Origin of the sequence: Pseudomonas putida, from assembly GCF_028682475.1 — a bacterium.
GTDB classification, from domain to species: Bacteria; Pseudomonadota; Gammaproteobacteria; order Pseudomonadales; family Pseudomonadaceae; genus Aquipseudomonas; species Aquipseudomonas putida_AG.
This window is the reverse complement of sequence record NZ_JANHLE010000030.1, coordinates 37,090-51,084: the sequence shown is the minus strand read 5'-3', so window position 1 is coordinate 51,084 and position 13,995 is coordinate 37,090. Positions and strand designations below refer to the sequence as shown.

General features: G+C 63.5%; 13 protein-coding genes. 6 read left to right on the top strand and 7 right to left on the bottom strand.

Annotated features, from left to right (window positions below; all coding sequences use genetic code 11):
- Positions 1–3: 3 nt before the first annotated feature.
- Positions 4–1,206 carry an NAD(P)/FAD-dependent oxidoreductase gene (locus NPS47_RS21050; RefSeq protein WP_274296699.1) on the bottom strand — a complete coding sequence of 401 codons (1,203 nt, stop codon included), beginning with the start codon at positions 1,204–1,206 and terminating at the stop codon, positions 4–6.
- A 299-nt stretch (positions 1,207–1,505) separates the two neighbouring features.
- On the opposite strand from NPS47_RS21050, the gene NPS47_RS21045 reads away from it, so the two are divergent.
- Positions 1,506–2,051, top strand: coding sequence for an RrF2 family transcriptional regulator (locus NPS47_RS21045; RefSeq protein ID WP_274296698.1), 546 nt, complete (start codon positions 1,506–1,508; stop codon positions 2,049–2,051).
- Positions 2,052–2,112: 61 nt separating this feature from the next.
- Here the strand turns inward: NPS47_RS21045 and NPS47_RS21040 are convergent, their stop codons facing one another.
- On the bottom strand, positions 2,113–2,727 hold the full coding sequence (locus NPS47_RS21040; RefSeq protein ID WP_425313537.1) for a cell wall hydrolase: 615 nt from the start codon (positions 2,725–2,727) through the stop codon (positions 2,113–2,115).
- A gap of 133 nt (positions 2,728–2,860) precedes the next feature.
- Between NPS47_RS21040 and NPS47_RS21035 the strand changes: the two genes are divergently transcribed.
- Positions 2,861–3,712: a CAP domain-containing protein gene (locus tag NPS47_RS21035; protein WP_274296696.1), complete on the top strand. Its 852-nt coding sequence runs from the start codon at positions 2,861–2,863 to the stop codon at positions 3,710–3,712.
- A gap of 10 nt (positions 3,713–3,722) precedes the next feature.
- On the opposite strand, the gene NPS47_RS21030 is transcribed toward NPS47_RS21035, so the two are convergent.
- Positions 3,723–5,168, bottom strand: a complete 1,446-nt coding sequence (locus NPS47_RS21030) for a SulP family inorganic anion transporter (RefSeq protein ID WP_274296695.1) — start codon at positions 5,166–5,168, stop codon at positions 3,723–3,725.
- 83 nt (positions 5,169–5,251) lie between these two features.
- Between NPS47_RS21030 and NPS47_RS21025 the strand changes: the two genes are divergently transcribed.
- Positions 5,252–5,605 (top strand): SH3 domain-containing protein, encoded by a 354-nt coding sequence (locus NPS47_RS21025; RefSeq protein ID WP_274296694.1) that lies wholly within the window; start codon positions 5,252–5,254, stop codon positions 5,603–5,605.
- A gap of 113 nt (positions 5,606–5,718) precedes the next feature.
- Here NPS47_RS21025 and argC read toward each other — a convergent pair whose 3' ends face one another.
- Complete coding sequence (argC, locus tag NPS47_RS21020; protein ID WP_274296693.1) at positions 5,719–6,651, bottom strand: N-acetyl-gamma-glutamyl-phosphate reductase; 933 nt, start codon at positions 6,649–6,651, stop codon at positions 5,719–5,721.
- A gap of 111 nt (positions 6,652–6,762) precedes the next feature.
- Between argC and NPS47_RS21015 the strand changes: the two genes are divergently transcribed.
- Positions 6,763–7,656 carry a LysR family transcriptional regulator gene (locus tag NPS47_RS21015; protein WP_274296692.1) on the top strand — a complete coding sequence of 298 codons (894 nt, stop codon included), beginning with the start codon at positions 6,763–6,765 and terminating at the stop codon, positions 7,654–7,656.
- Here the strand turns inward: NPS47_RS21015 and NPS47_RS21010 are convergent.
- A complete protein-coding gene (locus tag NPS47_RS21010) occupies positions 7,653–8,375 on the bottom strand; it encodes a GNAT family N-acetyltransferase (RefSeq protein WP_274296691.1) in 723 nt (240 codons plus the stop codon). The genes NPS47_RS21015 and NPS47_RS21010 overlap by 4 nt on opposite strands.
- A gap of 136 nt (positions 8,376–8,511) precedes the next feature.
- Entirely contained in the window at positions 8,512–10,617 is a 2,106-nt protein-coding gene (gene fusA / locus NPS47_RS21005) for an elongation factor G (RefSeq protein ID WP_274296690.1), read from the bottom strand.
- A gap of 186 nt (positions 10,618–10,803) precedes the next feature.
- On the opposite strand from fusA, the gene dsdA reads away from it, so the two are divergent.
- Positions 10,804–12,156: a D-serine ammonia-lyase gene (gene dsdA / locus NPS47_RS21000; protein WP_274296689.1), complete on the top strand. Its 1,353-nt coding sequence runs from the start codon at positions 10,804–10,806 to the stop codon at positions 12,154–12,156.
- A 2-nt stretch (positions 12,157–12,158) separates the two neighbouring features.
- The gene (gene dsdC, locus NPS47_RS20995) at positions 12,159–13,091 is read left to right on the top strand and encodes a DNA-binding transcriptional regulator DsdC (RefSeq protein WP_274296688.1); all 933 of its coding nucleotides are present in this window, start codon (positions 12,159–12,161) and stop codon (positions 13,089–13,091) included.
- 143 nt (positions 13,092–13,234) lie between these two features.
- Here dsdC and NPS47_RS20990 read toward each other — a convergent pair whose 3' ends face one another.
- Positions 13,235–13,927, bottom strand: a complete 693-nt coding sequence (locus tag NPS47_RS20990; protein WP_274296687.1) for a TIGR04211 family SH3 domain-containing protein — start codon at positions 13,925–13,927, stop codon at positions 13,235–13,237.
- Positions 13,928–13,995: the final 68 nt, after the last annotated feature.

Sequence of the window (13,995 nt, the reverse complement as noted above, 5' to 3'; positions counted from 1 at the left end):
GCATCAGGCAATCGGGATCAGCGGGTCGGCTGCGGCCAGTGCAGTGGCGCGGTCGGCTGCTGGCGGGTAGATCCAGGTGGTGTTGATCTGAGTCTTGAGGTCTTTGGCTTCTTTGCGCAGCAGTTTGACCTGGCGATCCCAACCCTCGGTGTACACCGCACCCCAGGCACCGAGGTCCAGGCAGGTGACGTATTTGGGCTGGCGGTAAGGCGTAGGCTCGACGCCGAGCAGGTCCGCGGCGACGTTGTTGCCGCTGTGACGGCCGAGGACGATGGCGTGTTGGCAGGACATCACGGCGAAATTACCCAGCTCGTCGGTGGCGGCGTAGGCCACGTCACCGGTGGCATAGACGTGCTCCTGGCCTTTGACCTTGAGGTGGCGGTCGACGTGCAGGCGGCCTTGCCCATCACGTTCGCCTGGCACTTGTGCGGTCAGCGCGCTGGCTCGCACACCGACGGTCCAGATCACGGTTTTCGCCTCGATCCGTTCGCCATCGGCAAGGGTGACACCGTCGGCGTCGACACCTGCTACCGAGGCGTTGACCCGCCACTCCACACCCAAGGCCTCGGACGCTTCGATGATCGCCGGGCTGATGCCTTCACCCAGGGCAGCGCCGATTTTGGCGCCGCGGTCGACGATGATCACCCGCACCTTGGCGTCGGCACCGAGGATGGCGCGCAGACGTCCTGGCATTTCGGTCGCGGTTTCGATCCCGGTGAAGCCGCCACCGGCAACCACCACCGTATTGCGTGCAGCCGATTCCGGCAGCTCGGCCAGCGATTTGAGGTGCTGCTCAAGGCGCGCTGCCGATTCGATCTGGTCGACATCGAAGGCGTGCTCGTTGAGCCCGTCGATGTTGGGGCGCCATACACCGCTGCCGGCAGCCATCACCAGGCGGTCGTAGCTGATATCGCTGCGCTGGCCCTGGGCGTCGGTGTAGCTGACGCGTTTGCCGGCGACGTCGATCTGCTCGGCAGCGCCCTGGATGAAGGTCACGCCGACCGCTTTGAACAGGTCGCCCAAGGGCGCTTTCATCTGATGCACGTCAGGCTCGTAGAAGCGTGGACGAATGCGCAGTTCGGCTTGCGGCGCGAGGACGCTGATGGCGACATCGCTGCGGCCATGCTGGTCGAGCAGGCGGGCTGCGCTCAAGGCGCTCCAGACACCACCAAAACCTGCGCCGACAATCAGAATGTGCTGTTTCATGGGGTGCTCCACAGAAAGAGGTTGTTGTGTGAACGGGGGCGTTGAAGGCTGCCTTGGCTGCGCCGAACAACTACGACTGTATTGATCGTAGTTGTTCGGCGCAAGTGATTTTTCCTGTAGATCCGTGCAGCGATCCGGGTAACCTTGAACATTCACGGCTCTAATTCGGCCTTTCTTCATGGAATGTGGGCTTGTGGCGGATAGCCGAAAACCGACGTGCGGTAGCGGCGGGGGACGGCTGGGGCGTGGAAAGCACGTAAAGACTGTTAATATTGCGACAAAGTTAGTCGGAGATTGTCATGTCACTGTATAGCGCCGGGGTGGAGTACGGCATCCATTGCCTGGCCTTCCTGGTCGATGAGCTGGGCGATAGCCGCGAAGCCAGCGTGAGGGATCTGGCCGAGCTGCAAGGGGTGCCCCAGGAGTACCTGGCCAAGGTCTTTACCAAACTGGCCAAGGCCAAGCTGGTGGTCGCCACCGAAGGCGTGCGCGGCGGTTTCAAGCTGGCCCGGCCGGCGGATGAGATCAGCGTGCTGGACATCGTTACTGCCATCGACGGGCGCAAGATGATTTTCGAGTGCCGGGATGTGCGCGATCGTTGTGCCTTGTTTGAAGGTTCGCCGCCGAGCTGGGCGCAGGAGGGCACCTGTTCCATTCATGCGGTGATGCTCACCGCGCAAAAGCGTATGGAAGAGGCGCTGGCCCAGCAGACCATCCTCGATATTGCCCGGCGTGTGGGCCGCAAGGCACCGCCGGAGTTTTCAGCGCAGGTGGTCGACTGGATGAATGACCGCCGTGCGGGCAAGGCGGCCGGGGATATCCCGCTGATCGACGTCAGCGAATAGCCGTTTTTTGTGGGAGCTGGCTTTGCCGGCGATGGCCGCACAGCGGCCCCGATAGCAGCGCTTACCTCGCCGTGCCGTTACGCGGCTTGTAGAACAGAAAATCCCCGGTCTCGGTGGTCTTCACATAAGTCCGTGCCCAGTCTGGCGACACATGCCGGTCATGGAAGTACAAGGCACCACGCGTACGGTCATCCAGTTGGCGGTTCAGGGCTTTGCGTGCGATTTCCTTGGCGATGGCATAGCGGTTTTCTTCCTGGACCGAGTCCGAGCGCCCGTCACACCACCAGGAAAACTGGCAGTTACCGCTCTCCGAACCTTGCTTGACCACTCCACAGACCGTGTCGGGAAAGCCGTTATGCCCCAGGCGGTTCATCACCACGCTGGCCACTGCTTCCATGTCCGCCGGCTTGCCACCCTTGGACTCCCAATAGATGCTGCGCGCCATGCAGGTGATGGCGTCGTCCAGGGCTGCGGCGCCGGCCGGATCGACTGCCTGGACTTCGCTCTGGCTAATGGCTTTGCTCTTGGGCGCCGGTGGCGCATCGGGTTGCACGACAGCTTTGTGTTCCAGCACCTGGGCTTTTTCTTCGGCCACCTGGGCTTTGGGTTCTGCGGCCAGCGTCAGCGGGGCTGAGAAGGCCAGCAGCAGGCAGGTTACAATCATTGGCAGGCGCATACGGGACCTTTGGCAGGTGAGGGGAGTAAGACTTCCCGTTACAGGGTCGACCGCACGGCGCTCAAAACATTCCAGCTGTTCGACGACGGGCGACTTCGCGCATCATGGGCGCAGTCCGTTCAAGGAGAATTTCATGCGCGTCCTGTCATCCGTTTTGCGTCTGGCCAGCCTGCCGCTGGCCCTGGCGCTCGCCAGCGTAGCCCAGGCCGACGAGCCGGCGCAGCTGATCGATTCGATCAACAGCTACCGCAGTCAGCCGCAGAAATGCGATAAACAGGTGTCGCTGGAGCTGCCGCCACTGGCCAGCGATCCTCGTCTGGTGCTGCCCGCGACCGGTAGCGTGGATTTGCGCTCGGCGCTGGCACAGGCCAATTACCCGATGGTCAGTGTCCAGGCCATTACCCTCAATGGCCCGCAGGACGCTCAGGCCGCGATGAAAGCGGTGCGGGAAAGTTTTTGTCAGGTCGTGCTCGCACCGCAGTTCATTGATATCGGCGTCAGCCAGCAGGGCCGCGATTGGCGCATCGTTCTGGCGCGGCCGCTGCTGGCCGGGAAGCTGGGTGACTGGCAGGCCGAAGGCCAGCAGCTGCTGACGATGATTAACAGTGCCCGCAGCCAGCAGCGCCAGTGCGGCGGCCAGACTTTCGCAGCCACCACGCCGCTGGCCTGGAACGCGGTCCTGGCCGGGGTGGCAGAAAGTCATACACGGGCCATGGCCAACCAGAATTTTCTCGATCACGTCGATCGCGAAGGCCGTACCCCGGGTGACCGGGCGGAGCTGGCGGGCTATGCCGGCCAGGTCAACGGCGAGATCATCGCCGCCGGCCAGGACACCGCGCGCAAGGTGGTCGATGGCTGGCTGGCCAGCCCCGGCCATTGCGCCAACCTGATGAACCCGCAGTTCAGCGAGCTGGGCGCCGCTTATGCGGTCGATCCGAAGAGCGATGCCGGGATCTACTGGACCGCGATGTTCGGCGCGCCCTAAGCGCGAGCGTTCAGCCGTAGTGCAGGTCCGTGCGCTTGAGCAGTTGCTTGCAGCGCTCGGACAGGTGCACCACGCGCAGGTGCTTGCCGTTGTTGCTGTAGCGCTCGCGCAGGGTTTTGAGCGCGGCAATCGCCGAGTAGTCGACGAAGTTCAGGTGCTGGCAATCGAGGGTCACCTGCGCCGGGTCGTTGGCCGGGTCGAACTGGTTGAGAAAGGGCGTGGTCGAGGCGAAGAACAAGGTGCCGTGCACCCGGTAGCGTTTGCTGCCGTCACTCTCCAGGTGGCTGTCGGCGTACAGCTCACGGGCTTGCTGCCAGGCGAAGTTGAGCGCAGCAATGACAATGCCGAACAGCACCGCGGTGGCGAGGTCAGTGAATACCGTGACCAGGGTCACCGCAATGATCGCCAGCATGTCGTTGGCCGGCACCTTGTGCAGCACCCGCAGCGAGGCCCAGGAGAAGGTCTGTTGCGCCACCACGAACATCACCCCGACCAGCGCCGCCAGCGGAATGCGCTCGATCAGTGGCGAGAGGAACAGCACGAACATCAGGATCATCACCCCGGCGACCACCCCGGACAATCGCCCGCGGCCGCCGGAACTGAGGTTGATCGCCGTCTGGCCGATCATCGCGCAACCGCCCATGCCGCCGAACAGACCGGAGGTCATGTTGGCCACGCCCAGGGCTACGCATTCGCGGTTGGGGTAGCCGCGGCTTTCGGTGATTTCGTCGGTGAGGTTGAGGGTCAGCAGGGTTTCCAGCAAACCCACCAGCGCCATCAGGATCGCGTAGGGGGCGATGATCTTCAGCGTCTCGAGGTTCCACGCAATGTCGGGCCAGCTCAGCACCGGCAGACCGCCGGCGATATGGGCCAGATCGCCAAGGGTGCGGGTCGGCAGATCGAGCAGGTAGACCCCGGCGCCGACGCCGAGGATCGCGATCAGTGCCGGTGGCACGCTGCGGGTCAGGCGTGGCAACAGATAAACGATGGTCATGGTCAGCGCCACCAGGCCGGCCATCATGTAGAGAGGCGAACCGCTGAGCCAGGCGCCGTCCTGCTTGAAATGCTCAAGCTGGGCCAGGGCGATGATGATCGCCAGGCCGTTGACGAAACCGAGCATCACCGAATACGGCACCATGCGCACCAACTTGCCTAGGCGCAGCACGCCGAAGGCAATCATGATCAGCCCGCCGAGCAATACCGTCGCCAACAGGTACTGCACACCGTGTTGCACCACCAGGGCGACGATGACCACGGCCATTGAGCCTGCCGCACCGGAAATCATCCCGGGGCGGCCACCGAGCAGGGCGGTGAGGGTGCAGATGATGAAGGCGCCGTAGAGTCCCATCAATGGATTCAGATGCGCCACCAGCGCGAAGGCGATGCACTCGGGCACCAGGGCAAAGGACGTGGTGAGTCCGGCCAGCATGTCGGCGCGGATAGAGGTTGTTCTCATGGTGGGGGAAGCTGCCAGCGAAAAAGGCTAGGATGCTACGGAAGTTCGCGAAAGCGGGCCAGTGTTCAAATGGAGGTGAACCGATGAAATTCGTGGTTGTTGCGCAGCATAGAAGTGAGTACCCGGAGCCCATTACCTTTGCCAAGGGCGCGGCGCTGCTTGTTGGCGAATGCTATGCAGGCGAGGAAGGTTGGGAAAACTGGTACTTGTGCAGTACCCCCGGACAGCAGGATGGCTGGGTGCCGGGTCAGGTGATCGAGCGCCTGGACGGTAACCGGGGCAGGGCGCTGGAGGATTATTGCGCGCGGGAGCTGGATGTTGATCCGGGCGATAAACTGGTGGGCGGCCGGCAGTTGAATGGTTGGGTGTGGTGCAGCAAGGATGCCGATGGCAAGACGGGGTGGGTGCCGCTGGCTGCGGTACAACCGGCAATCTAGGCCGACCCCATCGCTGGCAAAGCCAGCTCCCACAAGATGCCAGTTGATCAGGGTGATCACCGAACGCTGTGGGAGCCGGCCTTGCCGGCGATGGGGCGCGTAGCGGCCCCGGATCAGGCCATCGCCGCCAGCATCAGCTCCAGGTTCTGCACCGCCGCCCCCGAAGCACCTTTGCCCAGGTTGTCGAACACCGCCGTCAGCAGCACCTGGCCGTGGGCCTCGTTGGCAAACACCGCCAGGCGCAGCTCGTTGCTGTCATTCACGGCCTGCGGATCGAGCATCGGCGCGACCTCGCCATGCTCCAGCGCCGCCACCTGCACATAGCGCGAACCATGGTAATGCTGACGCAGGCAGTCATGCAGGTGAGCAGCGCTCACTCCAGGCGGCAGCAGGCGCGTCTGCAAGGCAATGGTCAAGGCGATGCCCTGACGGTAACTGCCATAGCTGGGCACGAACACCGGGCGGTGTGACAAACCGGCATGCTGCTGGATCTCCGGCACATGCTTGTGATCCAGGTTCAGGCCATACACCAGCACCCCTTGCGGCGCTTGCACCCCCGGCGTTTCGTGGCGCTCGACCGCCGCACGGCCGCCACCGGAATAGCCCGAGACGGCAGTGACGGTCAGTGGGTAATCAGCCGGCAGCAACCCTGCAGCCACCAATGGCCGCAACAAGGCAATCGCGCCAGTGGGATAGCAACCTGGATTGCTGACCCGCTTGGCCTGGGCGATACGCTCGGCCTGCTGTTCGTCCAGTTCCGGCAAGCCATAGACCCAGCCCGGCGAGGTGCGGTGCGCGGAGCTGGCATCGATGACCCGCACCTGCGGGTTGCTGATCGCCGCCACTGCCTGGCGTGCCGCGTCGTCGGGCAGGCACAGAATCGCCACATCGGCACTGTTGATCGCCTCGGCACGGCGCTGTGGGTCTTTACGCTCGCTGTCGGGCAGGGTCAGCAAACGCAGGTCATCACGACCCTGCAAGCGAGCGTGGATCAGCAGACCGGTGGTGCCTTGGTCGCCATCGATAAAGACAAGAGGCTGGTGCATGGTGCTCTCAAACAATCAGTACAGGGAGTGCCTATGCTCGCGCCGATCTGGACGAAAGAAAATTTGAATATCATGATGCTGACATTCATAAATACTGAATGACACAAGCCCATGCGTGAAATCAGCCTCGACCGCTTGCGCACCCTGGTGGTGATTGCCGACCTCGGCTCCTTTGCCGAGGCCGCCCGCACCCTCAACCTGGCGCCGCCCACTGTCAGCCTGCACATTGCTGATCTGGAAGCGCGCATCGGTGCGCCGCTACTGACGCGCAAGCGCGGGCAGGTGCATCCGACGACCATTGGCGAGACGTTGCTGGAACGCGCGCGCCGGCTGTTGGCCGACGCCGAGCAGGCGCTGGATGAGGTGCAACGCCAGGTTCAGGGCCTGAGCGGCCGCGTGCGCCTGGGCGCGTCGACCGGCGCGATCGCCCATTTGCTGCCGCAAGCGCTGGATATTCTCGGCGTGCGCCACCCCGGCATCGATGTGCAGGTGCAGGTACTGACGTCACGTGAATCGGTGAGCCGCCTGCAGGACGGCACCCTGGACCTGGGCCTGGTGGCACTGCCGCAAGCGGCGGTCAAAGGCGTGCAGATCCAGCCCTGGCGCCGCGACCCGATCATGGCCTTCATCCCGAGCAGCTGGGCGCCACCGGCGCGCATCACTCCCGCCTGGCTGGCCAGTCGCGCGTTGATCCTCAATGACAGCACCACCCAGTTGTCACGGGTGACCGGCGAGTGGTTCGCCACGGCGGGCCTGCAACCGGATGCGCGCATCCAGCTCAACTACAACGATGCGATCAAGAGCCTGGTGGCGGCCGGTTACGGCGCCACCTTGCTGCCCCATGAAGCCCGCTCGCCGGAGCCCGACGCACGCTTGTGCATGCGTGCGCTGCGCCCGGGGTTGTGGCGCCATCTGGGAATTGCCAGCCGCCAGGGGCAAATCGAGCAGAGCAGCGCTTATGTGCTGCAGGTGTTGCTCGAGCTGGCGGCGCAGGACAGCCGCTAGACCAGACGAATGCGGGTGCCGCGCTGCTGCGTGGCGCGCTCACCCAGGCGTTCCTGGACAAAAGCCAGGGCCTTGCGCTCCAGTTGATCGAGGTGGCGGTCGCGTTGCTTCTCGGCATCGACCATGGCCCGTTTGCCATGCTGTTTGAGCAAGTAGCTATGGATCTGTTGCACTTCAACCGTGCGGTAGATCGGCGCCACGTCGAGCATCGCCACCACGCCATCGCTGGCCTGTTCGCGGGTGCTCATCAGCACCTGTGGCCCGCGTGCGGCGATCACTGCAAAGCCCATGGCCTCGAAGTACGCCACCTTGTTCACCGCGCACGCCAGTTCCGCATGGGGGTAGCGTTCGCTCATCTGCGCGAGCATGGCCCGGGCGATGCCCTGGCGGCGGTACGGGGTGCGCACGGCCAGGTAGGCCACGCTGCAGGCGTGCGGATCGTCCTGCACGGGCAGGTACAGGAGAAAACCGGTGACGGTGTGCGGATCGCGCGGGTCGGTGGCGACGATCAACTCGACGCGCAACTCGCCTGCGCCGCCTATGGCCTCCAGGTACTGGTGCACCTCAAAGCCGATGGCGTACTGGTAGAGGTTGTACAGCGGGTTGCTCGGGGGGAGGGCGACAGCACTGATGTCGGTCAGGTGGTCGACCACCATCTGCAGGATCTGGCTCTTGATCGACTCCTCAGGCGGGGCGACAAAGTGGGTGAGGGCGAACATGAAGGCAAACTCCAAACGAAAAAGCTTGGGGCAAGTCTACAGGTCTGGCGTTTCAGGTGCAGGTTATCGCGGGGCAAGCCCGCTCCCACCGGATTTGACTGATCCTGTGGGAGCGGGCTTGCCCCGCGAATTGTGGTTACCCCTGTTTCTTGATGATCGTATCGGCAATGCTCGCCGGCGCCTCGGCGTACTTGGTGAACTCCATGGTGTAGCTGGCCCGGCCCTGGGTCATCGAGCGCATCTGCGTGGAATAACCGAACATCTCGCCCAGCGGTACTTCGGCGCGTACCACCTTGCCGGCCGGGCTGTCTTCACCTTCCTGGATCAACCCGCGGCGGCGGCTCAGGTCACCGAGGATGTCGCCCTGAAACTCTTCAGGTGTCACCACCTCGACTTTCATCACCGGTTCCAGCAGCACTGCGCCGCCTTTTTGCGCCAGTTGCTTGGTGGCCATGGACGCGGCGACTTTGAAGGCCATTTCGTTGGAGTCGACATCGTGGTACGAGCCATCGAACACCGTGGCCTTCAGGCCGATCAGCGGATACCCGGCCAGGACCCCGTTCTTCATCTGTTCTTCGATGCCTTTCTGGATCGCCGGGATGTACTCGCGCGGCACCACGCCACCGACCACTTCGTTGACGAACTCCAGACCTTCCTTGCCTTCCTCGGCCGGTGCGAAGCGAATCCAGCAGTGGCCGTATTGGCCACGGCCACCGGACTGGCGGACGAACTTGCCTTCGATCTCGCAGGTGTTGCGGATTTTCTCGCGGTACGCCACCTGCGGCTTGCCGATATTGGCCTCGACCCCGAACTCGCGCTTCATGCGGTCGACGATGATGTCCAAGTGCAGCTCACCCATGCCGGAGATGATGGTTTGCGCGGTTTCCTCATCGGTACGCACGCGGAATGACGGGTCTTCCTGGGCCAGCTTGCTCAGGGCGACGCCCATTTTCTCCTGGTCGGCCTTGGTCTTGGGTTCTACCGCCACCGAGATCACCGGGTCCGGGAAGTCCATGCGTTCGAGGACGATCGGCTGGTTGATGTCGCACAGGGTGTCGCCGGTGGTGACATCCTTCATGCCGATCAGCGCGGCGATGTCGCCGGCGCACACATCCTTGATCTCGGCGCGCTGGTTGGCGTGCATCTGCACCATGCGGCCGATGCGTTCCTTCTTGCCCTTGACCGAGTTGAGCACGGCGTTGCCTGAGCTGAGTACGCCGGAGTAGACCCGGGCGAAGGTCAGGGTGCCGACGAAGGGGTCGGTGGCGATCTTGAACGCTAGCGCCGAGAACGGTTCGTTGTCGTCGGCATGGCGTTCCAGGTGTTTATCTTCGTGGTCCGGGTCGGTGCCTTTGATCGCCGGGATTTCCGAGGGCGCCGGCAAATAGTCGATCACTGCATCGAGCATCAGCGGCACGCCTTTGTTCTTGAACGACGAGCCGCAGATGGCCGGGACAATTTCATTGGCCAGGGTGCGCTGGCGCAGGCCGGCCTTGATCTGTTCATTCGTCAGTTCCTGGCCGTTGAGGTACAGCTCCATGAATTCATCATTGGCCTCGGCGGCGGCTTCGATCATGTGCGCGCGCCATTCATTGGCAAGCTCGAGCATGTCGGCGGGAATCTCTTCTTCGCGGTAGCTGGTGCCCTGATCGTCTTCGTTCCAGTAGATGGCCTTCATTTTCACCAGGTCGATCTGGCCTTTGAAGTTTTCCTCTGCACCAATGGACAACTGGATCGGCACCGGGTGATGGCCCAGGCGTTTGTCGATCTGCTTGACCACGCGCAGGAAGTCGGCGCCCTGGCGGTCCATCTTGTTGACGTAGGCCATGCGCGGCACATGGTACTTGTTGGCCTGACGCCAGACCGTCTCCGACTGCGGCTCGACGCCATCGGCGCCGCTGAACACCACCACTGCGCCATCGAGCACGCGCAACGAGCGCTCCACCTCGATGGTGAAGTCGACGTGGCCGGGGGTGTCGATGATGTTGAAGCGGTACTTGTCGGGAAACTGTTTGGTCGAACCCTGCCAGAACGCCGTGGTGGCAGCGGAGGTAATGGTGATTCCGCGCTCCTGTTCCTGGGCCATCCAGTCCATGGTCGCGGCACCGTCGTGCACCTCGCCCATCTTGTGGTTGACCCCGGTGTAGAACAGGATGCGTTCGGTGGTGGTGGTCTTGCCGGCGTCAACATGGGCGACGATGCCGATGTTGCGGTACAGCTCGATGGGGGTGGTGCGCGCCATGATGGGTCACCTGTGCGTGATGCGTCAGACAATAAAGAGGGTATTCCCAAGGTAGCAGAAGTGAGCCGGCTTGCACGGCGCTGCATGCTTGAACGGGCATCATCCATGGCCTGAGTAACCATCGGTTGTAATGCACCCCGCGCCTGACGCTTAATCGTTCTATCCGCTTGCCGATGGAGCATGACAATGTCGCCGCAACAACCTGTGAACGTCTGGTGCCAGACCCACCCGCTGATCGCCGACCTGGTGGCGTTGCGCCCGACCAGCTGGTTCAACCCGCAGCTTGCCCCGAGCGCGCAGGCCTTGGGCGATGTGCCGCTGAGCAGGCAGGACGTGCGTGAGGCCAGTGAGCGTTTGCAGCGTTTTGCGCCGTTCATTCAGTCGGCGTTTACTGAAACTGCCGCCAGCGCCGGCATTATCGAGTCGCCGTTGTTGCCGCTGCCGGCGTTACAGGGCGTGCTGCGCGCCGAGCATCAGTTGCCCGAAGGCGGTGCGCTGTGGCTCAAGGCTGACAACCTGCTGCCGATTTCCGGCTCGATCAAGGCCCGCGGTGGCATCTATGAAGTGCTCAAGCACGCCGAAGACCTGGCCCTGGCGGCCGGGCTGCTGCAGCCGGGCGATAATTACGCCAAGCTCGACAGTGACGCGGCGAGGGCCTTTTTTGGCCAGTACAGCATTGCCGTGGGCTCTACCGGCAACCTCGGTTTGTCGATCGGCATCATCAGTGCGCGCCTGGGCTTCAAGGCCACGGTGCACATGTCGGCAGACGCCCGCCAATGGAAGAAGGACCGCTTGCGCGCCCATGGTGTCGAGGTCCGTGAATACAGCGCCGACTACAGCGTGGCGGTGGAGCAGGGGCGGCGCGAGGCCGAGGCGGACCCGCATTGCCATTTCGTCGACGATGAGAACTCGCGCAACCTGTTCCTCGGTTATGCCGTGGCCGCCGAGCGCCTGCAGCGCCAGTTGGTTGAACAGGGCATTGCTGTGGATGCCGAGCATCCGTTGTTTGTCTATCTGCCTTGCGGTGTGGGCGGTGGCCCTGGTGGCGTGGCGTTCGGCCTGAAACTGGTGTTCGGCGATGCGGTGCATTGCCTGTTCGCCGAGCCGACCCATTCGCCTTGCATGTTCCTCGGTGTCTATACCGGGCTGCACGATGAGGTTTCGGTGTATGACTTCGGCATCGACAACCAGACGGCTGCCGACGGCCTGGCGGTGGGCCGGCCTTCGGGCTTTGTCGGGCGGGCGATGCAGCGCTTGATCGACGGTTACTACACCGTTGACGACGCCACCTTGTACCGCCAGCTGGCGCAGCTGCAGGCGTGCGAAGGCCATGAACTGGAGCCCTCGGCGCTGGCCGGTGTGTCGGGTATGGTGCGGGTGCAGCAGGAGCAACAGGGCTATCGCCAGCGCCTGGGCCTGAGCGAGGCGCGCATGGCGCGGGCGACCCATCTGGTCTGGGGCACAGGTGGCAGCATGGTGCCGCGTGAGGAAATGGACGCTTACCTGGCCAAGGGCCGTGTCGAACTGGCCGGACAATAACCATGCTCAACCTGCCGCCACGCCTTGGCGCCCGTCTGACCGGGGCGCAGTTTGCCAACCTGCACACCTTCGCCGTGGCCGCTCGGCACTTGAGCTTCACCTTGGCGGCTGAGGAACTGTGCCTGACCCCGAGCGCCGTCAGTCACCGCATTGCCCGGCTAGAACAGACGCTGGAGCAGCGTTTGTTCGAGCGCCTGACCCGGCGCATACGCCTGACCGCCGAAGGTGAGCGCTTGTACCGGCTGGTGCAGGGATTGGTCGAGGACCTGGAGCAAGCCCTGCAACCTGACTCGACGGCCACCATCAGCGGTGCGTTGACCCTCTACGCCCGGCCGTCCATCACCCAGTGCTGGCTGGTGCCGCGGCTGGCGGACTTTCAGCAGCGTTACCCGCAGGTCAGCCTGGACATTCGCACCGGTAACGAGGCGGTGGATTTTCGCGCCCGGCATATCGATCTGGCGTTGCTGTATGGCGATGGCGCGTTTCCCGGCCTTGCCAGCGAGCTATTGATGAGCGAACAGGTAGCGCCGGTGTGCAGTCGCCAGTATGCCGAGCGCCACGGCCTGATCGGTGCGCCGCAGCGCTTGCAGCAGTGCACGCTGTTGCATGATGCACTGGCCTGGGAGCATGCGGCATTCGATGCCGAGTGGCAGCGCTGGGCGCATCGGCATGATGCTCAGGCGTATCTGCCGAGTGGCGGGCTGACCTTCGATCGCGCTGATCTGTGTGCGCTGGCTGCAAGCAACCATGTGGGTGTCGCCATGGGCCGACGGCAGCTGGTGCAACCCTTGATTGATCAGGGGCAGTTGATCTTGCCGTTTGGCGAATTCGAGTCAGCGGCCGGGCAGGGTTATTACCTCGTGCATCCGCCGCGCGAACCGGTGCCGGTGCGGGTCCGGGTGATGATCGAGTGGTTGCGCGAATGCGCGCGGTGATGGGGGTGGGAGCCGGCCTTGCCGGCGATGGTATCAGCGCGGTGTCAGTTGATCAGCGGTGCCTGAATCGCTGGCAAGGCCAGCTCCCACAGAGGCCGGCTCCCACGGGGTAATCGCGTGGAAGACAGTTGCCCAGCTACATTTCAGAACCAGCGGTCGTTGCGCTTGCGCCCCCGGCTCAGGGCCGGAAGGATCAGGCCGGCGAGCAAGCCGGCACCGGCGATGCCACCGCCGTAGACCATATAGCGCATCAACACCTGTTTGTTCTCATCGCCCAGGCGCGCCTGAGTGCTGCGCAGTTCCGACTGGGTGTCGCTCAATTCGGCATTGAGTGCCTTGTTACGCGCTTCCAGCTCATCGATCAGGGCTTTGCGCGAGTCCAAGGTTTCCTGCATACCCTGCACACGGGTCTTCCAGCTGTCGTCAATGGTCTTGAGCTGCGCGCTCAATTGGCCAACCTGTTCGGTCAGCTGCGGTAGGCGTTCGGCCTGGCCGGGAACCGCCTGCAGGTCGCTGCTGGTAATCCAGACGATATCGCCGGATTCGCCACGCACCTGGCTGTAGTTGCCCTGGGTATCGAGCAGGGTGACTTTCTGTCCGGACTTGAGGTTGCCGACGATACGGTGGCCGTTGGTCGGCCCGCTGCGCACGAAGGTGGTCAGGCTGTCGCTGACCCAGCGCTCGTTGCTGGTGGGCGTGGGCGCTTCTTCGGCCTGCACAGTACCGCTCAGGGCAATCAGGGCGCCGACCAGGCCGATGGCAAGTCTGTTGCGCGGGCGCAGGAAAGAATTGAAAACAGGGGCATGCGCCGCAGGAACAGGACGAGAGATAGGCATGATGGTCTTCGCGTGAAATAAAAATAAAAGCCCGATGATTGGGCCGGTGAACACGGGCGTGCACGCAA

Coding starts and splice junctions, on each gene's coding strand:
- argC (WP_274296693.1), bottom strand. CDS start 6,651: ATGCACCAGCCTCTTGTCTTTATCGATGGCGACCAAGGCACCACCGGT.
- dsdC (WP_274296688.1), top strand. CDS start 12,159: ATGCTCAACCTGCCGCCACGCCTTGGCGCCCGTCTGACCGGGGCGCAG.
- NPS47_RS21050 (WP_274296699.1), bottom strand. CDS start 1,206: ATGAAACAGCACATTCTGATTGTCGGCGCAGGTTTTGGTGGTGTCTGG.
- NPS47_RS21025 (WP_274296694.1), top strand. CDS start 5,252: ATGAAATTCGTGGTTGTTGCGCAGCATAGAAGTGAGTACCCGGAGCCC.
- NPS47_RS21030 (WP_274296695.1), bottom strand. CDS start 5,168: ATGAGAACAACCTCTATCCGCGCCGACATGCTGGCCGGACTCACCACG.
- NPS47_RS21040 (WP_425313537.1), bottom strand. CDS start 2,727: ATGCGCCTGCCAATGATTGTAACCTGCCTGCTGCTGGCCTTCTCAGCC.
- NPS47_RS20990 (WP_274296687.1), bottom strand. CDS start 13,927: ATGCCTATCTCTCGTCCTGTTCCTGCGGCGCATGCCCCTGTTTTCAAT.
- NPS47_RS21015 (WP_274296692.1), top strand. CDS start 6,763: ATGCGTGAAATCAGCCTCGACCGCTTGCGCACCCTGGTGGTGATTGCC.
- NPS47_RS21045 (WP_274296698.1), top strand. CDS start 1,506: ATGTCACTGTATAGCGCCGGGGTGGAGTACGGCATCCATTGCCTGGCC.
- dsdA (WP_274296689.1), top strand. CDS start 10,804: ATGTCGCCGCAACAACCTGTGAACGTCTGGTGCCAGACCCACCCGCTG.
- NPS47_RS21010 (WP_274296691.1), bottom strand. CDS start 8,375: ATGTTCGCCCTCACCCACTTTGTCGCCCCGCCTGAGGAGTCGATCAAG.
- NPS47_RS21035 (WP_274296696.1), top strand. CDS start 2,861: ATGCGCGTCCTGTCATCCGTTTTGCGTCTGGCCAGCCTGCCGCTGGCC.
- fusA (WP_274296690.1), bottom strand. CDS start 10,617: ATGGCGCGCACCACCCCCATCGAGCTGTACCGCAACATCGGCATCGTC.